The sequence below is a fragment of the Allobosea sp. 05T433 genome (assembly GCF_056396065.1).
This window is the reverse complement of sequence record NZ_JBFTKS010000020.1, coordinates 100,398-122,906: the sequence shown is the minus strand read 5'-3', so window position 1 is coordinate 122,906 and position 22,509 is coordinate 100,398. Positions and strand designations below refer to the sequence as shown.

General features: G+C 64.9%; 19 protein-coding genes. 12 read left to right on the top strand and 7 right to left on the bottom strand.

The window, feature by feature from the left end; translation table 11 throughout:
* The first annotated feature begins 25 nt into the window (after positions 1-25).
* Positions 26-331 carry a hypothetical protein gene (locus AC1DGP_RS24300; RefSeq protein WP_441492426.1) on the top strand — a complete coding sequence of 102 codons (306 nt, stop codon included), beginning with the start codon at positions 26-28 and terminating at the stop codon, positions 329-331.
* 136 nt (positions 332-467) lie between these two features.
* Here AC1DGP_RS24300 and AC1DGP_RS24295 read toward each other — a convergent pair whose 3' ends face one another.
* The 4 genes from AC1DGP_RS24295 to AC1DGP_RS24280 all read right to left on the bottom strand — a co-directional run bounded on the left by AC1DGP_RS24295 (position 468) and on the right by AC1DGP_RS24280 (position 5,005).
* The gene (locus tag AC1DGP_RS24295) at positions 468-1,904 is read right to left on the bottom strand and encodes a homospermidine synthase (protein WP_476768947.1); all 1,437 of its coding nucleotides are present in this window, start codon (positions 1,902-1,904) and stop codon (positions 468-470) included.
* A gap of 168 nt (positions 1,905-2,072) precedes the next feature.
* On the bottom strand, positions 2,073-2,600 hold the full coding sequence (locus AC1DGP_RS24290; RefSeq protein ID WP_441492428.1) for a GNAT family N-acetyltransferase: 528 nt from the start codon (positions 2,598-2,600) through the stop codon (positions 2,073-2,075).
* A 117-nt stretch (positions 2,601-2,717) separates the two neighbouring features.
* Positions 2,718-3,863: a type III PLP-dependent enzyme gene (locus AC1DGP_RS24285; protein ID WP_069878757.1), complete on the bottom strand. Its 1,146-nt coding sequence runs from the start codon at positions 3,861-3,863 to the stop codon at positions 2,718-2,720.
* Positions 3,864-4,447: 584 nt separating this feature from the next.
* Positions 4,448-5,005, bottom strand: a complete 558-nt coding sequence (locus AC1DGP_RS24280) for a glyoxalase superfamily protein (RefSeq protein WP_476832626.1) — start codon at positions 5,003-5,005, stop codon at positions 4,448-4,450.
* Positions 5,006-5,299: 294 nt separating this feature from the next.
* Between AC1DGP_RS24280 and AC1DGP_RS24275 the strand changes: the two genes are divergently transcribed.
* On the top strand, positions 5,300-6,889 hold the full coding sequence (locus tag AC1DGP_RS24275; protein ID WP_476832625.1) for an OpgD/OpgG family glucan biosynthesis protein: 1,590 nt from the start codon (positions 5,300-5,302) through the stop codon (positions 6,887-6,889).
* A 9-nt stretch (positions 6,890-6,898) separates the two neighbouring features.
* Here the strand turns inward: AC1DGP_RS24275 and AC1DGP_RS24270 are convergent, their stop codons facing one another.
* Entirely contained in the window at positions 6,899-7,282 is a 384-nt protein-coding gene (locus AC1DGP_RS24270; RefSeq protein ID WP_441505797.1) for a RidA family protein, read from the bottom strand.
* 173 nt (positions 7,283-7,455) lie between these two features.
* Here AC1DGP_RS24270 and AC1DGP_RS24265 point away from each other — a divergent pair, with 173 nt between their 5' ends.
* Positions 7,456-8,151: an AprI/Inh family metalloprotease inhibitor gene (locus AC1DGP_RS24265; RefSeq protein WP_441505796.1), complete on the top strand. Its 696-nt coding sequence runs from the start codon at positions 7,456-7,458 to the stop codon at positions 8,149-8,151.
* Between the two features lie 21 nt (positions 8,152-8,172).
* Here the strand turns inward: AC1DGP_RS24265 and AC1DGP_RS24260 are convergent, their stop codons facing one another.
* The gene (locus AC1DGP_RS24260; RefSeq protein WP_441492433.1) at positions 8,173-8,790 is read right to left on the bottom strand and encodes a GNAT family N-acetyltransferase; all 618 of its coding nucleotides are present in this window, start codon (positions 8,788-8,790) and stop codon (positions 8,173-8,175) included.
* A 234-nt stretch (positions 8,791-9,024) separates the two neighbouring features.
* On the opposite strand from AC1DGP_RS24260, the gene zapE reads away from it, so the two are divergent.
* The 8 genes from zapE to AC1DGP_RS24220 all read left to right on the top strand — a co-directional run bounded on the left by zapE (position 9,025) and on the right by AC1DGP_RS24220 (position 19,167).
* Positions 9,025-10,224: a cell division protein ZapE gene (gene zapE, locus AC1DGP_RS24255; RefSeq protein ID WP_476832624.1), complete on the top strand. Its 1,200-nt coding sequence runs from the start codon at positions 9,025-9,027 to the stop codon at positions 10,222-10,224.
* Between the two features lie 13 nt (positions 10,225-10,237).
* On the top strand, positions 10,238-10,837 hold the full coding sequence (locus AC1DGP_RS24250) for a TetR/AcrR family transcriptional regulator (protein ID WP_441492435.1): 600 nt from the start codon (positions 10,238-10,240) through the stop codon (positions 10,835-10,837).
* Positions 10,838-11,098: 261 nt separating this feature from the next.
* Positions 11,099-12,061: a malate dehydrogenase gene (mdh, locus tag AC1DGP_RS24245; RefSeq protein ID WP_043241858.1), complete on the top strand. Its 963-nt coding sequence runs from the start codon at positions 11,099-11,101 to the stop codon at positions 12,059-12,061.
* 83 nt (positions 12,062-12,144) lie between these two features.
* Positions 12,145-13,341 (top strand): ADP-forming succinate--CoA ligase subunit beta, encoded by a 1,197-nt coding sequence (sucC, locus tag AC1DGP_RS24240; RefSeq protein ID WP_441492436.1) that lies wholly within the window; start codon positions 12,145-12,147, stop codon positions 13,339-13,341.
* A gap of 9 nt (positions 13,342-13,350) precedes the next feature.
* On the top strand, positions 13,351-14,235 hold the full coding sequence (gene sucD, locus AC1DGP_RS24235) for a succinate--CoA ligase subunit alpha (RefSeq protein ID WP_476775534.1): 885 nt from the start codon (positions 13,351-13,353) through the stop codon (positions 14,233-14,235).
* A 111-nt stretch (positions 14,236-14,346) separates the two neighbouring features.
* A complete protein-coding gene (locus AC1DGP_RS24230; RefSeq protein WP_441492437.1) occupies positions 14,347-17,304 on the top strand; it encodes a 2-oxoglutarate dehydrogenase E1 component in 2,958 nt (985 codons plus the stop codon).
* A gap of 45 nt (positions 17,305-17,349) precedes the next feature.
* On the top strand, positions 17,350-18,576 hold the full coding sequence (gene odhB, locus AC1DGP_RS24225) for a 2-oxoglutarate dehydrogenase complex dihydrolipoyllysine-residue succinyltransferase (protein WP_441505794.1): 1,227 nt from the start codon (positions 17,350-17,352) through the stop codon (positions 18,574-18,576).
* 165 nt (positions 18,577-18,741) lie between these two features.
* Entirely contained in the window at positions 18,742-19,167 is a 426-nt protein-coding gene (locus AC1DGP_RS24220) for a VOC family protein (RefSeq protein ID WP_441505793.1), read from the top strand.
* 26 nt (positions 19,168-19,193) lie between these two features.
* On the opposite strand, the gene AC1DGP_RS24215 is transcribed toward AC1DGP_RS24220, so the two are convergent.
* Complete coding sequence (locus tag AC1DGP_RS24215; protein WP_441505792.1) at positions 19,194-20,855, bottom strand: L-lactate permease; 1,662 nt, start codon at positions 20,853-20,855, stop codon at positions 19,194-19,196.
* Positions 20,856-21,076: 221 nt separating this feature from the next.
* Between AC1DGP_RS24215 and lpdA the strand changes: the two genes are divergently transcribed.
* Positions 21,077-22,474 carry a dihydrolipoyl dehydrogenase gene (lpdA, locus tag AC1DGP_RS24210; RefSeq protein ID WP_441505791.1) on the top strand — a complete coding sequence of 466 codons (1,398 nt, stop codon included), beginning with the start codon at positions 21,077-21,079 and terminating at the stop codon, positions 22,472-22,474.
* Positions 22,475-22,509 lie beyond the last annotated feature (35 nt).

The following is a 22,509-nucleotide window of genomic DNA, read 5'->3' as shown; positions in this document are numbered from 1 at the left end:
GTCATCGCCTCAGGAGACCCTCGCCATGAATTCCTTCAAGCGTCTCGCCGCCGGTCTCGGCATTTCGCTCGTGGCGTTGACCGCGGTCGCTTCGGTGGCCGAGGCGCAGCAGCAGCGCAAGCCGTTGCGCGTGATCGTGCAGAAGCGCAGCTATCTCGATCCCGGCAATGTCGTGCCGGTCGGCTCGCTGAACCGATACGCCACTCAGCAGCTCATCTCACCCCCGGTCTATTCGAATGTCGCTGAGCTTTACGGCGATAGCACCTTGCCGCCGCGCATCGGCGCCGGTGTGAACCCGTTCCGGAACACGTTTTCGACGCCGGGCTTCTGAGCCGTCCGGGCAGAGACGAGAAAGGCCCGCCGGATCGGCGGGCCTTTCTGTTTGGTGCGTGCTGCCTTGCTTCAGGCGGTGCAACGGGGTCCGGAGACCCTCGGGCCGGTGCGAGGCTTCCCGAGGATGGTAGGCGTCAGCGGACCAGAATGTTCCGGAACTGCCAGGGATCGCTGGTGTCGATATCCTCCGGGAAGAAGCCCGGGCGGCCCTGCAGCGGCGTCCAGTCGGTATAGGTCCCGACCACCGGGCCGAGATAGGGCAACTGCACTTCCAGGCAGCGACGGAAATCGAGCTCATCGGATTCGACGATGCCGGCCTTCGGGTTCTCCAGGGCCCAGACCATGCCGGCAAGCACGGCGGAGGTCACCTGGAGGCCCGTGGCGTTCTGATAAGGCGCAATCCGGCGGGTCTCTTCCACGGAGAGTTGCGAGCCGAACCAGTAGGCATTCTTGCCGTGGCCATAGAGCAGTACGCCGAGTTCGTCGATGCCATCGACGATTTCGCTCTCCTCGAGGATGTGCTGCTTCTCCTGCACCTTGCCGGCGCTACCGAACATCTCATGCAACGAAAGCACGGCGTCATTGGCGGGGTGATAAGCATAGTGGCAGGTCGGCCGATAGGTCGGGTTGCCGGCCTCGTTGCGCACCGTGAAGTAATCGGAGAGCGAGATCGCCTCGTTATGCGTCACCAGGAAGCCGTATTGCGGGCCGGGCGTCGGGCACCAGCTCCGCACGCGCGTCTCGGCCCCGGCCTGGAGCAGATAGATCGCCGACTGGCAGCCAGCCTCATGCGTGCGACCGTTCTCTGGCATCCAGCGCTCATGCGTGCCCCAGCCGAGCTCCGCCGGCTGCTGGCCTTCCGAGACGAAACCCTCGACCGACCAGGTGTTGACGAAGACATCGCGCGGCTTGGGATGCTTGGCACGCTGGGTGTCGCGCTCGGCGATATGGATACCCTTGACGCCAACCTGCTGCATCAGGGCGCCCCATTCGGCGCGGTTCTTCGGTTCGGGGGTCTGGAGGCCGAGATCGGCCGCGACGTTGAGCAGGCCCTGCTTGACGAACCATGAGACCATGCCGGGATTGGCGCCGCAGCAGGAGACTGCCGTGGTGGTGCCGGCCGGACGCGCGCGCTTGGCAGCCATGGTGGCTTCGCGCAGCGCATAGTTCGAGCGGGCCTCGGGACCCTTGCTGTGGTCGAAATAGAAGCCGAGCCAAGGCTCGTTGACGGTGTCGATATAGAGTGCGCCAAGCTCGGAGCAGAATTGCATGATGTCGAGCGAGCCGGTGTCGACCGACAGGTTGACGCAGAAGCCCTGGCCACCGCCTTCGGTGAGAAGGGGCTGCAGCAGGCTCTTGTAGTTCTCGGGGGTCACCGCTTCCTGGATGAAGCGGATGCCGCGCTCGTCGAGGAGGGCACGGTTGGTGTCATGCGGGTCGATGACGACGAAGCGGCTGCGGTCGTATTCGAAATGCCGCTCGATCAACGGCAGTGTTCCGCGTCCGATGGAGCCGAACCCGATCATTACGATCGGTCCGGTGATGGTGCCGTGGACGGGCCAATGAGTCATGATGTTTCCTTGGTTGGGGTGGAACGGGGGTAAATCTTTCGCGGGCTCGTATGGAGAGCGGCCGCGCTCGTCAATCCGGAACGCCATTTTTGCGCCGCCAGGGTCGATTCCGACCCCGACGACGCTGAAGACAATCCGGTGCGGATGACGCCGTGGTGACGCTCGCGATCAGGCTGCGAGCGCCGCGGCAGGCAGGGGCTCGATCAGGCGCCCCGTTGCGGACAGGACGCCGGCGGCGCCCGCGAGCGCGCCGGGGCGCAGTTCGAGGCCGAGGAAGCGCTCGCGCTCGACCGGGCCGGGCATGGCAAGATCGCGCATCGGCTCGGCCGAGAAGCCAAACCGAGCGTAATAGGGCGCATCGCCGACCAGCAGCACAGCGCCGTGGCCATGGCAGGCAGCGCGCCAGATCGCCTCGCGCATCATCGTCTTGCCGAGCCCTTCGCCGTGCAGATCCGGGGAGACGGCGAGCGGCCCGAGCAGCAGAGCATCATGGCCGCCGGCATCGATGTTCCAGAGCCTGACGGTTGCCACGACTGCGCCGTCGCGCTCCGCGACAAGCGCCAGCCCGGCGGCCGGCATCCGGCCTTCACGCAGGCGTTCGCTGGTCTTGGCGAAACGGCGCTCGCCGAAGCAACGGTCGAGCAGGGCCTCACGGGCCTGGATGTCGAACGCGGTTTCCTCGCGGATCGTGATCATGACGCACCTCCGGCCGGAGCGCCTGCGCAAGAGCGCAGACCTTCCCGGCGCCGCGCGCGAACGCGGCCAAACAGAATGATTTGGGGGGCGGCTCCGGCAGGTGCCGGAGCCGGAACGTCAGATGACGTATTGCTTCAGCGGCGGGAAGCCGTTGAAGGCGACGGCCGAATAGGTCGTCGTATAAGCACCGGTGCCCTCGATCAGCACGCGATCGCCGATCTCCAGGCTGAACGGCAGCATGTACGGAGTCTTTTCGTACATGACGTCGACCGAGTCGCAGGTCGGGCCGGCCAGGACGCTCGGCACGGTCGCGTCACCGTCGCGCGGGGTGCGGATCGGATAGCGGATCGCCTCGTCCATGGTCTCGGCGAGACCGCTGAACTTGCCGATGTCGAGATAGACCCAGCGAACCTGATCGTCCTCGCTCTTCTTCGAGACAAGCACGACCTCGGCCTCGATCATGCCGGCTTCGCCGACCATGCCGCGGCCCGGCTCGATGATCGTCTCCGGAAGCTGGTTGCCGAAATGCTTCGACAGCGCCCGGAAGATCGCATCGCCATAGGCCGGAACGCCTGGGATCGGACGCAGGTAGCGCGCCGGGAAGCCACCGCCGAGATTGACCATCGACAGCGACATGCCACGGGTGGCGCATTCCTTGAACACCGCCGAGGCCGAGGCCAGGGCGGAATCCCAGGCGTTCACGTTCGCCTGCTGCGAGCCGACATGGAACGAGATGCCATAGGCGCCCAGGCCAAGACGATGGCCATGCTCAAGCACGTCCGCGGCCATTTCGGGCACGCAGCCGAACTTGCGCGAGAGCGGCCAGTCGGCGCCGGCGCCGTCGCAGAGGATGCGGCAGAAAATGCGCGCGTCCTTGACCGCGGTGAGGGCGGCGGAACGGGCGATCTTGTCGACCTCGGCTACGCAATCGACGGCGAACAGGCGCACGCCGAGCTCCATGGCGCGCGCGACGTCGCGCTCCTTCTTGATCGTGTTGCCATAGGAGATGCGGTCAGCGGTGGCGCCGGCCGCGAGAGCGAGCTCGATCTCGACGACCGAGGCGCAATCGAAGCAGGAGCCGAGCTTGGCCAGCAGGGCAAGCACCTCCGGTGCCGGGTTCGCCTTCACGGCGTAGAAGACGCGCGTGTCGGGAAGGGCCCGGGAGAAGGCACGATAATTCTCGCGCACGACATCGAGATCGATGACGACGCAGGGGCCGTCTTCACGGCGGTTACGCAGAAATTCACGGATGCGCTCGGTCATCGGCGCGACTCCCCTACGGCGCAAGCGGCGCCGATACGACGTATCGCCGGGTGAGTCGTTCGCAGGTCACGGCGCGATGGAGACGCCGAGAACAGCGGACGAAACGTCCGGACCCGAAACACCGTCGATTGGGGAACCCCCGCACGGCCGGCAATGAAGGACAAGCCTCTTCGGTGTTGACCTGTGGAAAGCCAACGAGACCAAAAAAGCCCGCTCCGTCGTTGCTTTAAGCTGCGTCCCCCGTGGAGATTCGGGGTTTGCCGGTTTCGCCTCCGGCTGCTGGTCGCTGTTCGGGAGCGGCTCTCTTGCGAGAGCCGGGAGCGTGATTTGAGGGGATATCCATCCCCCTCCATCCGTTTCCCATCCCTGGCGGCTGTCCGGCCTCTTGTCCGAATGCCCACCGACCAGCACGCGGCCACAGGCACGTGCGAATTGGGTAAGCCGCATATACGAACTGCGGCCCCCCTCTACAAGTTCTTTTTGACCTCGGGGTTCGGTTTTTTCGCCGAACGCGCGAGGCAGAAGCGCGCCGGGCTGGTCGACGGGCGCGCAACCGCAGGTATCGAGGCTGATCGAGCCTCAATCTAGGCCCGTTTCTCGCAAAAGCGGATGCGGTTCCCAAATGGGTCCGGCACCTCGAGCGTGCGACCGCCCGCGCCATTTTCCTGGATACCGGGTTTCGAGAAGGGATAGCGCTTGCCGATCAGTTCGGCGCGATAGGCGTCCACGCCCTGCATCCAGACGAAGACGGTCGATCCTGGGCTGGCGTCGCCATGATGCTCGGAGAGGTGAAGTTGCAGGCCCGAGCGTGAAACCTGCATATAGATCGGGAATTCAGGTCCGTAGCGGTGGTCCCAATCCATGCTGAAGCCGAGGAAGCCGAGATAGAACTCCTTGGCTTTCTCCAGGTCGAAGATCCGCAGGATCGGGATACCCATATTCAGGGTCACGCCTGTCTGGTCGGTGCCGGCGGCCGGGCGGGCTTCTGCCTCGCCGATTTTCGCCGCGAGGATGTTCCAGTCGTCATAGCCGAACTGCCGGGCGACGATTTCGAGCGCCTGGGCGTGTGAAAGCGCGGTCTGCGGAGCCACGGCTTCGCGCAGGGCCTTGGCCATCAGTTTCGCATCGCGATAGGTGCGCATGGTCACAATCCTTCTCGATGGTGGACGAAGCGGCCAGGGCTCGCATTGCTGGAAGCGTCCACCGGATCGATCGGGATCGGGACGGAAGCGGGATGCATTCACCATGCCCGGGAGGGCGCGAGCGGCGGGCTGCATCCGGCCCGGGGCGAAACGTAGAAAACAGGGCGATCGGCTGTCAACATCGTGCGTGCCGGAGATGCGCCGCCGCTGCGCCCTAGACCGGCCCCATTTCATCGCCTAAGTCGTTGGCGAGATGCGCCTTCGGGCGCAAACGCGACGGGGCTTCCTCGAATCATGACCGTATCCAATCGCCGCCAGATCCTGGCCGGCCTTTCCGCCGCCTTGAGCTTTTCCGTGGCGCCCGCCGCGCTGCTCGCGCAGCAGCCGGAGACGCAGCCGGCTCCGGCCCCGACCCCACCGCAGCCGCGCTTCGGCTTCGAGGACGTGGTGCGCCGGGCTCGCGAGATCGCGGCCGCGCCCTATGAGCCTGGTCCGACCCTGCCGGAACCGTTGTCGCGTCTCGATTTCGACGCCTGGCGCGATATCCGCTTCCGCCCCGAGCGGGCGCTGCTGGCGCCGACCGGTTCGGGTTTCCGGATGCAGATGTTCCATCCCGGCTTCCTGTTCACGCGCCCGGTGACCGTGAACATCGTGCGCGACGGCGTACCGACACCGGTGCCTTATTCGTCGAACCTGTTCGACTATGGCCGGATCAAGTTCGAGAAGCCGCTGCCGGTCAATCTCGGCTTTGCCGGCTTCCGCCTGCATTATCCGCTCAACGATCCGCGCATTTTCGACGAGCTGATCTCCTTCATCGGCGCCAGCTATTTCCGGGTGCTCGGCCGCGAGCAGCGTTACGGGCTTTCGGCGCGCGGCCTGGCCATCGGTGCCGGCGTGCCCGGAGGCGAGGAGTTCCCTGTCTTCCGCGAGTTCTGGGTGGAGGCACCGAGCGCGGGCGCCGAGCGCGTCACGGTCTATGCGCTTCTCGATTCAGCCTCGGTATCGGGCGCCTACCAGTTCCATATCTATCCGGATGTCGACAGCGTGGTCGATATCAGCGTCGCGCTGTTCCCGCGCAAGACGATCGAAAAGCTCGGCCTCGCGCCGCTGACCTCGATGTTCTTCACCGGCGAGAACGACCGGCGCTTCCATKACGATTTCCGGACCGAGCTGCATGATTCCGACGGCCTGATGGTGCACTCGCGCACCGGCGAATGGATCTGGCGGCCCTTGCGCAATCCGCGGCAGCAGGCGGTTTCCTCCTTCGTCGAAAGCAATGTGCGCGGCTTCGGGCTGATGCAGCGCGACCGCGTCTTCGAGCACTATCAGGATCTCGATCTCAGCTACGAGCTCAGGCCGTCCTACTGGATCGAACCCCAGGGCGACTGGGGTGAGGGCGTGGTCGAGCTGATCGAGCTGCCGACCGGCGACGAGACCAATGACAATATCGTCGCGCTCTGGGCACCCAAGGCCGCGCTCGAGGCCGGCCGCGAGTTCCGCTTCGGCTACAAGCTGACCGCGCTGCTCGACTCCAGCGACCTCCACCCCGGCGGCCGTGTGATCAACACCTACCAGGCGAAGCCGAAGGCGCTCGGCTCGGGCGAGCCCGTCACCGATGGCGCGCGCCGCTTCATCGTCGATTTCGCCGGCGGCGATCTCGACTATCACCTGAAGCAGCCGGAGAAGGTCGAGATCGTGCCGTCGATCGCCTATGGCCGGATCAACCGTGCCTTTATCGTGCCTAACCCGAAGACCGAAGGTTTCCGCGCCTTCATCGACATCGTCGTCGAGCCCGGGCAACTCGCAGAGATGCGTGCCTTCCTGAAGAGCGGCGACAAGACGCTGACGGAGACCTGGAGTTATCCGTGGCGTGCCGAGGTCTGATCGCTCGGATCAGGCTGCTGCGGCCACGACCTCGATCTCGACCTTGAACTCGGGCAGAGTGAAGCCGGAGACGATCATCAGGGTCGAGGCCGGAGGCGGCGTGCCGACATGGGCGTCACGCGATTCCATATAAGGCTTCATATACGCCCGGTCGGTGACATAGGCATTGATCCGCACGATATCGGCGAGCGTCATGCCGGCTTCGCCGAGGATCTTGGCGATGTTGGCGAAGCAGAGATCGGCCTGAGCCCGTGCATCTTCGGGAATGCCGCCATCGGCCGTGATGCCGAGCTGCCCGGAGCAGAAGACGAGGCGCTGCCCGCCGGGCAGTTCGGCTCCATGGCTGTAACGGGCGAAGGGCGGGCGGATCGAGGGCGGGTTGAGCGGCTTCATGCTGGTTCTCCAAAGCTGCCGGACTATGCCGCGCCGGGCACCCAAGAACCAAATGCCCCGTGGCGGAGTTGATCAGTTCCGGTATTTGGGGGATTGAGGTGCTCATGCCACGTTCATTGCGCAGGCCTAGGCTTGCGAATCAGCTGAGCCAACGAGACGGGAATAGGCACCGCATGACGACCGTGACCGCGACACGACATCGCTTCTTCAAGGCCGCCTGCCTGCTGCCCTTCCTTGCGCTCACGGCCTGCGCGGGGTCGCAGCGTTTCAACGGGCCGGGACCCGGCTTCTCCGGTGGGCCGGGCTACGGCCAGCCTCAGCTGCAATCGGCTCCGCCGATCAGCTCTGCTCCCGTGACGTCGCAGCCCTTGCCGCCGCCGGGCGGATATCCGGCCGCCTCCGCGCCTTCGTCGCCGGGAGCCCTGCCGGCGCCGCAGGATCCGTTCTTCGATCCCAATGCAGGACGGCCGCAACCGCAGAGCGCGCCGCCTGTCGCCGGGGCAACCGAGATTCCGCAACTCAGAGGCGGCAGCGGCCAGGTCGCGACGCTGGGCCAGGGCGCCGCCCCCGCCCGCAGCGCGGGATCTTCGCGTGACAGCGTCATCGGGAGCTGGACCGCGCGCGAGGCGACGGGCAGTTCCTGCCGGATCCAGCTGTCGAGCACGCCGGCTCTCGATCTCTACCGCGCCAATGCGGCAGGCTGTGCCAATCGTGACCTGCAGAAGGTCAATGCCTGGGACTATCGCGACGGCGAGGTCTATCTCTACCAGCCGGGCGGCACGGTAGTCGCGCGTTTGCGTGCCGGGGACAGTGGCAGCATGAACGGCGCTGTCACCAAATCCGGCGCCGCCCTCTCGCTCAACCGCTGAGGCGGGCCTGCTCGTCGCGCCTCATGGGCGCGACGACGATCTCGCGAAAAAGGCCGGGCGCCAGAACCGGCGCTGCAGCGACAGCGCCAGAGTGGCAAAGCCCTTGGCATTGTCGAAGGCTTCGTCGAGGACGGTGAAAGGCGTCGGCCCGCCGGTGGCGATCGTCCCCTCGACATCGTTGTAGCCGCCAATCAGCTCGGCCTCGAACTTGCGCGCCAGCCGGCGCATGGCAGCGTTCTCGGGCAGGCAGGTCATGTAGAGCGTGCGAATGCCGCGATTGCGCGAGGCCGTGATCAGCCGCGTGAACAGCGCTTCGCCGATGCCTTGCCGGCGCCAGGCCTTCTCGACGCTGAACGCGGCTTCGCCCGTCTGGGTGACGATGTCTTCCAGGCCGCGCAGTTCGGCCGCGCCGCGGACCTTTCCGTCCTCGATATAGGCATAGACCAGCCCGCCGACGCCGAAGGTGGTCTCAGCGTAATTGACGAGAAAATCGTCGTTGACGGCCGTGCCAAAGCGCTCGCGACGCGTAAGCACGTCCAAGCGCAGCAGATGATCGATGAAGAGGGTGCGTTCCGCAGGCCAGAGCCGGCGAATTTCACCCTGGCCGGACATTGCGCCGGCCTTTGTCGAACGAGCCAATTGTCTTCTCCTGTCACAGCGCCAAGTCGCGCTACCGTCCAGGAGGCGTTCGTCCCTAGAGCTCGGGTCGGAAGATGCGCCGCCAATCTGGGAATGCAAGAGGCGAAGCTGTGGCAAATTTGGGCGGGAGCGCGGATATTTCGCCCAATCTGCCCCGATCTGCGGCCCATGCCTAAGCGTGCATCAGCCAGCAGGCTTGCGGTTGCATCGAGCCTGGCTTAACCCGGGCAGCCGATGCTGTCCCGCCCGCAGGCCATGCCCGCCACCATCTCCGAACGCTATGTCGCCATGGTCGAGGCCGGCGTCATCGAGCGCGATGCGGCGCAATTCGCCGTGGTGAAGCGGCTCGAGGCGCTGTCGGAGACACTCGCCTCACGCCAACTGGCCAGAAAGAGCAGTGCGCTCGGCTGGCTGTTCGGCAAGCGGCAGGCGTCGGCCAATGGCATCAAGGGCCTCTACATCTGGGGTTCGGTTGGCCGCGGCAAGACCATGCTGATGGACATGTTCTACGACTCGGCGCCGGTTATGGCCCGCAGGCGCGTGCATTTCCATTCCTTCCTGGCCGATGTCCATGCGCGCATCCACGCCTACCGCCAGCGCCTGAAGGCGGGCGAGGTCAAGGAGCCCGACCCGATCGGTCCCGTCGCAGCCGAACTCGCCGAAGAGGCAACGCTGCTCTGCTTCGACGAATTCACCGTCACCGATATCGCCGATGCAATGATTCTGGGGCGCTTGTTCACGGCGCTCTTCGCGGCCGGCGTGGTGGTGGTCGCAACCTCGAATGTCGAGCCGTCGCGTCTCTATGAGGGCGGGCTCAACCGAGCGCTGTTCCTGCCCTTCATCGCATTGCTGACCGAGAAGGTCGATGTGCTGCGTCTCGATGCCCGCACCGACTTCCGGCTGGAGAAGCTTGGCGGCGCACCGACCTATCATGTGCCTGCCGATGCAACGGCCAGGGCCGCGCTCGACAAGGCTTTTCTGACTCTGAGCGGGGTCGCCCATGGGCGGCCGCTCGTCCTGTCGGTCAAGGGGCATGAGCTGCGCGTGCCGGAAGCGGCCGGGGGCGTCGCGCGCGCCGGTTTCAGGGATCTCTGCGCCGAGGCCTATGGCGCCTCGGATTATCTCGAGCTGGCGGAGCGCTTCCATACGCTGATGATCGAAGACATTCCGGTGATGGACGAGACGCAGCGCAACGAGGCGAAGCGCTTCATCATCCTGATCGACACGCTCTATGAGCTCCATGTGAAGCTGATCGCTTCGGCGCAGGCCGAGCCGCACGAACTCTACATCGCCACGAGCGGTCGCGAGGCGTTCGAGTTCGACCGTACGGTCTMGCGGCTGATCGAGATGCGCTCCGGCGATTACCTGGCCTTGCCGCATGGCCGTGTCGATTCCGCCGCCAGCGGCGACACGACCGGCCTGGTCGAGACTTGAGAAGCGTCGCCGCATGCCGACGCGCGAGCCGAGCGAAACCCGCATCCTCACCGTCGCCAGCGAGCATCTGCGCCTGCACGGGCTGAAGCGCTTCACCGTCGTGGCGGTCGCCGAAGAAGCCGGCATGACGCATGCCAATGTCTATCGCTATTTCCCGTCGCGGGCTGCGCTCGTCGACGCCGTGGTCGATGTCTGGCTCAAGGCGACGGAGCGCAGCCTCGCCGACATCGCCGACGGACCAGACCCCGCCCATGACAAGCTGGAGCGGCTGATCCTGGCTCTGGCCAAGGCCAATCGCGACCTGCTGCTGGAGGACCGGCATCTGTTCGCCGCGTTGTCGCAGGCTGTCGCCGGGCGTCATGCGATCAGCCGTCGCAACCGCACCCGGGTGAGGGCGCTGTTCGAGCGGGTCATCGACGAGGGCATCGGCTCGGGCGCCTTCGAACCGCGCGATCGCGACAGGGCGATCGCCTTCGTCATCGATGCCACGCATCGCTTCATTCACCCTGCTGCGCTGGCGCTCGACGCGGATGTGCCGCAGGCTTCGGTAGACCTTCGGTTGGCGACGCTGATCAGGGTCATCCTGCGCGTGCTGGCGACGGGCATCGTCTGAAAATTCTGGCTACAAATTACATTTTTTGTAATTTGTAATCGGAAATTTGCCCGCCTTATTCTTGCCTCGCGCGAGGCGTGCATTGCGCAAGACATTGATTTGACGGCGAGAAAGGTGAAGGCTGTTTTCCAGGGCGCGTGCGCTCCAGCCCGACCGTGATCGCCATAAGACGACTTGCAGCAAAAGGCCTGTTTGGGCCAAAGAAACCCACGGTTTCGCCGGGTCTCCGGCATCTCGCAGCGCAAGCACAAGGACTAGGCTATGGCCCGCAAGAAGATCGCCCTCATCGGCGCCGGCCAGATCGGCGGCACGCTCGCCCATCTCGCCGGGCTCAAGGAACTCGGCGACGTCGTGCTGTTCGACATCGCCGAAGGCATCCCGCAGGGCAAAGGCCTCGACATTGCCGAGTCATCCCCGGTCGACGGCTTCGACGCCGGCTACAAGGGCACCCAGTCCTATGAGGACATCAAGGGCGCCGATGTCGTCATCGTCACCGCCGGCGTGCCGCGCAAGCCCGGCATGAGCCGCGACGACCTGATCGGCATCAACCTCAAGGTGATGAAGTCGGTCGGCGAGGGCATCAAGCAATATGCGCCGAAGGCCTTCGTGATCTGCATCACCAACCCGCTCGACGCGATGGTCTGGGCCCTGCAGAAGTTCTCGGGCCTGAAGCCCAACATGATCTGCGGCATGGCCGGCGTGCTCGACTCGGCCCGTTTCCGCCATTTCCTGGCTGAAGAGTTCCAGGTCTCGGTCAAGGACGTCTCGGCCTTCGTGCTCGGCGGCCATGGCGACGACATGGTGCCGCTGGTGCGCTATTCCGGCGTCGCCGGCATCCCGCTGCCCGATCTCGTCAAGATGAAGTGGACGACGCAGGAGCGTCTGGACGCCATCGTCGAGCGCACCCGCAAGGGCGGCGGCGAGATCGTCAACCTGCTCAAGACCGGCTCGGCCTTCTACGCTCCGGCGGCCTCGGCCATCGCGATGGCCGAGAGCTACCTCAAGGACCAGAAGCGCGTCCTGCCGGCGGCTGCCGCGTTGAAGGGCCAGTACGGCGTGCGCGACATGTTCGTCGGCGTTCCCGTGGTCATCGGCGCCAAGGGCGTCGAGAAGGTCGTGAAGATCCGTCTCAACAAGGCGGAGCAGGAAATGCTCTCGAAGTCGGTGGCTTCGGTGCAGGGCCTGATCGACGCCTGCAAGTCCATCGATTCGTCATTGGCGTGAGATAGAGCGAAGGGCGTGCGGCAGTCTCACTGCTGCGCGCCCTTCCATTCGCCCTCGCCAGCGCACGCAAGGAATTCGAGCACATGAACATCCACGAATATCAAGGCAAGGCGGTCCTCAAGGAGTACGGCGCGCCCGTCTCCGCCGGCTTCCCGGCCCTTACGGTGGCGGAAGCCGTCGAGGCCGCCAAGAAGCTCCCGGGCCCGCTCTATGTCGTGAAGAGCCAGATCCATGCGGGTGGTCGCGGCAAGGGCAAGTTCAAGGAACTGCCGGCCGATGCGAAGGGGGGCGTGCGTCTCGCCAAGTCGATCGAAGAGGTCGAGTCCCATGCCAAGGAAATGCTCGGCAACACGCTCGTGACGGCCCAGACCGGCCCGGCCGGCAAGCAGGTCAACCGCCTCTATATCGAGGACGGCTCGGACATCGAGAAGGAATTCTACCTTTCGGCCCTGGTCGACCGCGAGACCTCGCGCGTTGCCTTCGTGGTTTCGACCGAAGGCGGCATGGACATCGAGGCTGTCGCCCATGACACGCCCGAGAAGATCCTGACCTTCTCGGTCGATCCCGCGACCGGCATCATGCCGCATCACGGCCGCACCGTTGCCAAGGCGCTGGGTCTCACCGGCGACCTCGCCAAGCAGGCCGAGAAGGTCATCGCCCAGATCTATGCCGCCTTCGTCGGCAAGGACATGGCGATGCTCGAGATCAACCCGCTGATCGTGACGACGCAGGGCCAGCTCAAGTGCCTCGACGCCAAGGTCTCGTTCGATTCCAACTCGCTCTATCGTCACCCCGAGGTGATGACGCTGCGCGACGAGACGGAAGAGGATGCCAAGGAGATCGAGGCGTCCAAGTATGACCTCGCCTATATCGCGCTCGACGGCACGATCGGCTGCATGGTCAACGGCGCGGGCCTCGCCATGGCGACGCTCGACATCATCAAGCTCTACGGCGAGGAGCCGGCGAACTTCCTCGATGTCGGCGGCGGCGCCTCGGAAGAGAAGGTCACTGCAGCCTTCAAGATCATCACCGCCGACCCGCAGGTGAAGGGCATCCTGGTCAACATCTTCGGCGGCATCATGAAGTGCGACGTCATCGCGCGCGGCGTCATCGCCGCCGTGAAGGCGGTCGGCCTCCAGGTCCCGCTGGTGGTGCGCCTCGAGGGCACGAATGTCGAGGAAGGCAAGGAGATCATCCGGACCTCCGGCCTCAATGTCATCCCGGCGGACGACCTCGACGATGCGGCACAGAAGATCGTCGCTGCGGTCAAGAAGGCTTGAGGAAAAACAATGTCCATCCTGATCGACAAGAACACCAAGGTCATCTGCCAGGGCTTCACCGGCAAGAACGGCACCTTCCACTCCGAGCAGGCGATCGCCTATGGCACGCAGATGGTCGGCGGCACCTCGCCCGGTAAGGGCGGTGCGCTGCATCTCGGCCTGCCGGTCTTCGACACCGTCGCCGAGGCGCGCGCCGCGACCGGGGCCGATGCCTCCGTCGTCTATGTGCCGCCTCCGGGCGCGGCCGACGCGATCTGCGAGGCGATCGACGCCGAGATTCCGCTGATCATTTGCATCACCGAAGGCATCCCGGTGCTCGACATGGTGCGGGTCAAGCGTTCGCTCTCCGGCTCGAAGTCGCGCCTGATCGGGCCGAATTGCCCGGGCGTCGTCACCGCCGGCCAGAGCAAGATCGGCATCATGCCGGCCAATATCTTCAAGCCCGGCTCGGTCGGCATCGTCTCGCGCTCCGGCACGCTGACCTATGAGGCCGTATTCCAGACCACCCGCGAGGGTCTCGGCCAGACCACGGCCGTCGGCATCGGCGGCGACCCGGTCAAGGGCACCGAGTTCATCGACATGCTCGAGATGTTCCTGGCCGACCCCAAGACCGAGTCGATCGTCATGATCGGCGAGATCGGCGGCTCGGCGGAAGAGGACGCCGCGCAGTTCATCAAGGACGAGGCCAAGCGCGGCCGCAAGAAGCCGATGGTCGGCTTCATCGCCGGCCGCACGGCTCCTCCCGGCCGCCGCATGGGCCATGCCGGCGCGATCATCTCCGGCGGCAAGGGCGGCGCGGAAGACAAGATCGCCGCGATGGAAGCGGCCGGTATCCGGGTCTCGCCTTCGCCGGCTCGCCTCGGAAAGACCTTGGTCGACGTGTTGAAGGGCTGAACGCCCACGCGACGAGATGGCCGGGCCAGCCCGGCCATCTTACTTAAGACGCAATGACGGCATGAGACGCTCCGGGAACGGGGCAGGACGACGGTAGAAGGCAGGACGACAATGGCTCGCCAGGACATCAACGAGGCTCTCGCGCAGACGGGTTTCCTCTATGGCGGCAACGCGGCCTATATCGAGGACCTCTATGCGCGCTATCAGGCCGATCCGAATTCGGTCGACGAGCAGTGGCGCGGGTTCTTCGCCGGGCTGAAGGATGATGGCCCGGCCATTATCCAGAACGCCAAGGGTGCGTCCTGGACGAAGCCGAACTGGCCGATCCATGCCAACGGCGAGCTCATCTCGGCGCTCGATGGCCATTGGGGCGTGGTCGAGAAGGTCATCGGCGACAAGCTCAGCGCCAAGGCCAAGGCTGCCGGCGCGACGCTCAGCGCGTCGGACGTGCAGCAGGCGACGCGGGATTCTGTGCGCGCCATCATGCTCATCCGCGCCTACCGGATGCGCGGCCATCTCCACGCCAAGCTTGATCCGCTCGACATTGAGCAGGCGAGGGATCCCGAGGAGCTGTCGCCGGCCACTTTCGGCTTCACCGACGCCGATCTCGACCGCAAGATCTTCATCGACAACGTGCTCGGCATGGAGTTCGCCACGCTTCGCGAGATGGTCGCGATCCTGCAGCGGACCTATTGCAACACGATCGGCATCGAGTTCATGCACATCTCCGATCCGGAGCAGAAGGCATGGCTGCAGGAGCGGATCGAGGGGCCGGACAAGGAGATCGCCTTCACCCGCGAAGGCAAGAAGGCGATCCTCAACAAGCTGGTCGAGGCCGAGGGCTTCGAGAAGTTCATCGACCTGAAATATACCGGCACCAAGCGCTTCGGCCTTGATGGCGCCGAGGCGCTGATCCCGGCGCTGGAGCAGATCATCAAGCGCGGCGGCGCGCTCGGCGTGCGCGACATCGTCTTCGGCATGGCCCATCGCGGCCGCCTCAACGTGCTGACCCAGGTGCTCGGTAAGCCGCACCGCGCGCTGTTCCACGAGTTCAAGGGCGGCTCCTTCGCTCCCGACGATGTCGAGGGCTCGGGCGACGTGAAGTACCATCTCGGTGCCTCGTCCGACCGTGAGTTCGACGGCAACAACGTCCATCTCTCGCTGACCGCCAACCCGTCGCATCTCGAGATCGTCGATCCCGTGGTGCTCGGCAAGGTCCGCGCCAAGCAGGACCAGTTCGGCGATATCGTCGAGCGCTCCAAGGTGCTGCCGCTGCTGCTGCATGGCGATGCCGCCTTCGCCGGCCAGGGTGTCGTGGCCGAGTGCCTCGGGCTGTCCGGACTGAAGGGCCATCGCACCGGCGGCTCGGTGCATTTCATCATCAACAACCAGATCGGCTTCACCACCTATCCGCGCTATTCGCGGTCCTCGCCCTATCCGTCCGACGTGGCGAAGATGGTCGAGGCGCCGGTCTTCCATGTGAACGGCGACGACCCCGAAGCGGTCGTGTTCGCCGCCAAGATCGCGATCGAGTTCCGGCAGAAATTCCACAAGCCGGTCGTCATCGACATGTTCTGCTATCGCCGCTTCGGCCATAACGAAGGCGACGAGCCGGGCTTCACCCAGCCGCTGATGTATCGCAAGATCCGCGGCCACAAGACCACGCTGGAGCTCTACGCCACCAAGCTGGAAGCCGAAGGCGTGGTGCAGCCGGGCGAGTTCGACGAGATGAGGGCGGCCTGGAAAGGCAAGCTCGAGATCGAGTTCGACGCCGGCCAGACCTTCAAGCCCAACAAGGCCGACTGGCTGGACGGGCGCTGGGCCGGCATGAAGGCGATCCGCGCCGACGAGGACGACCCGCGCCGCGGCGCGACCGGCGTTCCGGCCGCGGTGCTGAAGGAGATCACCGAGAAGATCACCTCGACGCCGCCCGGCTTCAACGTCCATCGCACGATCCAGCGCTTCCTCGACAATCGCCGCAAGGCGGTCGAGGCCGGGCAGGGCATCGATTGGGCGACGGCCGAGGCGCTCGCCTTCGGCTCGCTGCTGCTCGACGGCCACCCCGTGCGTCTCTCCGGCCAGGATTGCGAACGCGGCACCTTCTCGCAGCGCCACTCGGTGCTGATCGACCAGGAGACTGAGGCCCGCCATACGTCGCTGAACAACATCCGCGAAGGCCAGTCACGCTACGAGGTCATCAACTCGATGCTCTCGGAAGAGGCGGTGCTCGGCTTCGAATACGGCTACTCGCTGTCGGAGCCCAACGCCCTGACTGCCTGGGAAGCGCAGTTCGGCGATTTCGCCAATGGCGCGCAAGTCGTGTTCGACCAGTTCATCTCGTCGGGTGAGCGCAAGTGGCTGCGCATGTCGGGCCTCGTCTGCCTGCTGCCGCATGGCTATGAGGGCCAGGGGCCGGAGCATTCCTCGGCCCGCCTCGAGCGCTTCCTGCAGATGTGCGCCGAGGACAACATGCAGGTCGCGAACTGCTCGACCCCTGCGAGCTATTTCCACATCCTGCGCCGGCAGCTGAAGCGCGACTTCCGCAAGCCGCTGATCCTGATGACGCCGAAATCGCTGCTGCGCCACAAGCGCTGCATCTCCGACCTGTCGGAGCTGGCCGAGGGCTCGACCTTCCACCGCGTGCTGCATGATGATGCCGAGCGCGGCCGGTCCGAGACGAAGCTGGTCAAGGATGGCAAGATCCGCCGGGTCGTGCTGTGCTCCGGCAAGGTCTATTTCGACCTGCTCGACGAGCGCGAGAAGCGCGGCATCGACGACGTCTACCTGATGCGCGTCGAGCAGCTCTATCCGTTCCCGCTGAAGACGCTGGCGCAGGAGTTGGCGCGCTTCAAGGCCGCCGATGTGGTCTGGTGCCAGGAGGAGCCGAAGAACATGGGCTCCTGGACCTTCGTCGAGCCCTATCTCGAATGGGTGCTGGGCCATGCCGGCTCGAAGCCGAAGCGCCCGCGTTATGTCGGACGCCCGGCCTCGGCCGCGACAGCGACCGGCCTGATGTCGAAGCATACCGCCCAGCTCGCAGCGTTCATGGACGAGGCCTTCGCGGCCTGACCCTGTCCGAAGACGCCAGACAAAGACACGAACAAGAGGCCTGATATGGCGACCGAAATCCGCGTACCCACACTCGGCGAATCCGTCTCGGAGGCGACGATCGGCAAATGGTTCAAGAAGCCGGGCGAGGCTGTGAAGGCCGACGAGCCCCTGGTCGAGCTCGAGACCGACAAGGTCACGCTCGAGGTGAACGCCCCGGCTGCCGGCGTCCTCGGCGAGATCGTCGCCAAGGAAGGCGAAACGGTCGGCGTCAACGCCCTGCTCGGCTCGATCTCGGCCGGTGACGGCGTGGCTGCAGCTCCGGCAAAGCCTGTCGCGGCTGCCGAGGCTGCGAAGCCTGCCGCTGCTCCGGCCGCTGCTGCTGCGCCGGCGACCAAGGCTGCCGATTCCGGCCCGGCCGTCGCGCGCCTCGCCGCCGAGAGCGGCGTCAATCCGGCGAATGTCGCGGCGTCTGGCAAGGACGGTCGCGTCACCAAGGGCGACATGCTGGCCGCCATCGCGACGGGTTCAGTGGCTGCGGCCGCGCCCGCAGCTCCGGTCCAGGTCCGCGCCCCGTCGGCTCCCGATGACGCTTCGCGCGAAGAGCGCGTCAAGATGACGAAGCTGCGCCAGACCATCGCGCGCCGCCTCAAGGAGGCGCAGAACACTGCCGCCATGCTCACCACCTTCAACGAGGTGGACATGTCGGCTGTGATGGCGCTGCGCAACCAGTACAAGGACGTGTTCGAGAAGAAGCACGGCGTGAAGCTCGGCTTCATGGGCTTCTTCGTGAAGGCCTGCGTGCAGGCCCTGAAGGAAATCCCCTCGGTCAATGCCGAGATCGACGGCACCGATATCGTCTACAAGAACTACTACCATATCGCGGTCGCGGTCGGCACCGACAAGGGCCTCGTCGTGCCGGTGGTTCGCGATGCCGACCAGCTCTCGATTGCCGGTGTCGAGAAGGAAATCGGTGTGCTCGGCAAGAAGGCGCGCGATGGCGCGCTCAAGATCGAGGACATGCAGGGCGGCACCTTCACGATCTCGAATGGCGGCGTCTATGGCTCGCTGATGTCGACGCCGATCCTGAACGCGCCGCAGTCGGCTATCCTCGGCATGCACAAGATCCAGGAGCGCCCAATGGTGGTCGGCGGCCAGATCGTCGTGCGCCCGATGATGTATCTGGCGGTCAGCTACGATCACCGCATCATCGACGGCAAGGAGGCTGTGACCTTCCTCGTTCGCATCAAGGAAGCTCTTGAGGACCCGGCACGTCTCGTCCTGGACCTCTGAGTTCGCATAGGACTGCGGGAACCGTGCCCGTGCCCGGCACGTCGCTCAGGCGGCCATCGCCGGGTGCGAGCTTGGTTCCCATTTCAAGGGCCTGATCCGGCTGCGCGACCACTCGGCTTGTCTTGCGGTCTCGCGCTGGGATCAGGGATAGGGAAGGAGTTCGCGATGGCTTTTGGCCCCAATCCTCCCTCGCTCCAGGCGCATCTTTGCGTCAAGGGCGGCCTCCAGGCGATCGCCTTCTACGAGAAGGCTTTCGGCGCCGAGTGCACCTTCAAGCAGATGGCGCAGGATGGCGTGCGGGTGTTGCACGCCAATCTTGCGCTGTTCGGCAGCGAAATCCTGCTGCATGACGAGTTCCCGGAATTCGGGGGGCCTGTCGCTTCGCCGCATGCACATGGCGGCGCCAGCATCGCGCTCAACGTCAATCTGCCGAGCCCGAGCGATGTCGACGCGGCAATGGCCCGGGCGGAAGCTGCGGGCGCAATCACCTTCATGCCGGCGGGCGATGTGTTCTGGGGCGCGCGTTACGGCCGCCTGACCGATCCCTTCGGCCATGTCTGGGCCTTCAACGCGCCGCTGGCGCCGGGCTGAAGCCTAAGCCCGATCGCGCCATTGCTTCAGTGCACGACCATCGCCGAGAAGGGGTGGACATAGGCCTGCAGCATCACGAGGCCGCCGACGAGGCAGGCTAGCGCGATCGAATGCCAGAAGACGAAGCGCAGGATCGTGCCCTCGTGCCCGAACCAGTTTGTCGCCGTGGAGGCGACGACGATCGACTGGGCATCGATCATCTTGCCCATGACACCGCCGGACGAGTTCGCCGCCCCCATCAGGATCGGCGAAAGGCCGAGCTGTTCTGAGGTGACCTTCTGCAGATTGCCGAACAGCACGTTCGAGGCGGTGTCCGAGCCCGTCAGCGCCACGCCGAGCCAGCCGAGCAGGGTGCCGAAGAAGGGATAGAGCACCCCGGTTCCGGCAAAGGCGAGCCCGAGGGTGGCATCGATGCCTGAGAGCCTGGTCAGGGTACCAATCGCCAGCATGGCCGAAATGGTGATCAGAGAATAGGCGCAGAGCCTGATCGTCCGGACATAGGTCATGATCATGCGACCAGGCGTGAATCCCATGACGAAGCCGGAAATGATCGCTGCGATCAACATGCCCGAGCCGGTATAGGAGAGCCAGGTGAACGAGAACACGGCGGCCTCCGGTGTCGGACGTGGCGCAACCGGCGCCACCTTGGCGATCTGGTTATGGAGATCCGGCACCGGATAGCTCCACACGGCCCAGGAATTCACACTGGTCTTGAACCAGTCCGTGCCCCAGATCAGCAGGATCGCGCAAACGATGATCCAGGGCGCCAGGGCCATCCAGACCTGCGCAGGTGCGGATCGCTCCGTGGATACAGCCGGTATGATTCGCCCCTCGGCGGAGACGTCATGGCCGCGCAGGGCCGGTGAGGCCCAGATCTCGCGGGGCTTCCAGATCTGCAGGAAGCCGATCAGGCAAGCCATCGAGATCAGCGAGGCGCCGATATCGACGATCCAGGGATTGATGAAGTTCGAGATGAGGAACTGCGGCACCGCAAAAGAGACGCCGGTGACCAATATGGCCGGCCAGATCTGCAGCATGCCACGCCGGCCGGCGAAGACCCAGATCAGCCAGAACGGCACGAGCAACGAGAAGAACGGCAATTGTCGGCCGACCATGGCTCCAAGCAGGAACGGATCAATTCCGGTGACCTGGCTGAGCCCCTGGATCGGTGTTCCAAGAGCACCAAAGGCGACCGGCGCCGTATTGGCGATGAGCGAGAGCCCAGATGCTGCCAAGGGGGAAAAGCCGAGCCCGATCAGAATCGCGCCGGTCACCGCGACCGGGGTGCCGAAGCCCGAAGCGCCCTCGAAGAAGGCTCCGAAGGCGAAGGCAATCAGCAGGAGCTGAATCCGTCGGTCGCTGGTCACTCCGCCGATCGTGGTCTGCAAGGTTTCGAAGGCGCCTTTCTCGACCGTAAGCCGGTAGAGAAAGATCACATTTAGGACAATCCAGCCTATTGGGAAGAATCCAGTCACCGCTCCGAGCGCCGTAGCGCGGGCCGACATTCCGGCGGGCATCGTGAATATAAATATCGCCACAAGATTGGCGACAATAAGAGCAATGATCGCTGCAATATGTGCTTTGACGGTATTTGATGCGATCAATCCTAATAATACAAGGACCGGAAGCGCTGCGGCGAGCGTCGACAGGGCGCTGTTTCCGAATGGGTCGTAGACCTGATTCCACATGGCGCTATCTTCCCTTGAGCCGTCGCAAGGCGGGAACGCGAAATGTGTTTCTTGGTATTGTTGCGAATTATACGCTCAATCAACGGAAATGATAGCAATCGCGCTCGCAATGTCGACATCTATTGCGGGCATGGCGGACTGCGTCAAAGCGATGTATTGCGGCCGGTAAGACGCCGCGCCGCGAGTGTCGGCGCGCATTGCCTGCTCAACGGAAGGAAGTCATGTCCTACGATCTCGTCGTCATCGGTACTGGCCCCGGGGGCTATGTCTGTGCCATCCGCGCCGCTCAGCTCGGCCTCAAGGTCGCCGTGGTGGAGAAGCGCAAGACTCATGGCGGCACCTGCCTGAATGTCGGCTGCATCCCGTCCAAGGCCTTGCTGCACGCGTCGGAAATGTTCGAAGAGGCCGGCCACACCTTCCCGAGTCTCGGCATCAGCGTCGGCACGCCCAAGCTCGATCTCAAGCAGATGTTGGTCCACAAGCAGGAGACGATCGACGCGAACGTCAATGGCGTCGCCTTCCTGCTGAAGAAGAACAAGATCGAGGCCTTCCAGGGCACCGCGAGCATCCCCGGCGCGGGGAAAGTCGAGGTCACGGGTGCGGACGGCAAGAGCCAGGTCCTCGAGACCAAGAACATCGTCATTGCGACGGGTTCGGAAGCGGCCGGCCTGCCAGGCGTCGAGATCGACGAGAAGACCGTGGTGACCTCGACCGGCGCACTCGAGCTTGCGTCCGTGCCGAAGGAGCTGCTGGTGGTGGGCGCCGGCGTAATCGGTCTCGAAATCGGTTCGGTCTGGAGCCGTCTCGGCGCCAAGGTCACCGTGGTCGAATATCTCGACCGCATCCTGCCCGGCATGGATGACGAGATCGCCAAGCAATTCCAGCGCATCCTGCAGAAGCAGGGCTTCGAATTCCACCTGGGTTCCAAGGTCACCAAGGTCGAGACGGGCAAGAAGGGCGCGACCGTCACGGTCGAGCCCGCCGCCGGCGGTGAGGCCAAGACGCTGTCTGCCGATATCGTGCTGGTCGCGATCGGCCGTCGTCCGAACACCGATGGCCTCGGCCTGGACGCCGCTGGTGTCGCGACCGAGCGTGGTCGCGTCGTGATCGACGACCATTTCAAGACCAACGTCGCGGGCATCTATGCCATTGGCGACGTGGTGCGCGGTCCGATGCTCGCTCACAAGGCCGAGGACGAGGGCATGGCGGTGGCCGAGCTGATCGCCGGCAAGGTTGGGCATGTGAACTATGACGCCATCCCGAGCATCATCTACACGGCTCCCGAAGTCGCCGCGATCGGCAAGACCGAGGAGGAGCTGAAGGCTGCGGGCATCGCCTACAAGATCGGCAAGTTCCCCTTCACCGCCAATGGCCGCGCCCGCGCCATGCGCCACACAGAGGGCTTCGTGAAGTTCCTCGCCGATGCGGCGACCGACCGCGTGCTCGGCTGCCATATCATCGGCCCGCATGCCGGGGACCTGATCGCCGAAGTCACGGTGCTGATGGAGTTCGGCGGCTCGTCGGAGGATCTCGCCCGCACCTGCCATGCTCATCCGACGCTGGCCGAGGCGGTCAAGGAAGCTGCGCTCGCCGTCGACAAGCGCGCGATCCATATGTGAGCGGCATCTCGATTCCCGGCCGAAGCGTAGGCGGA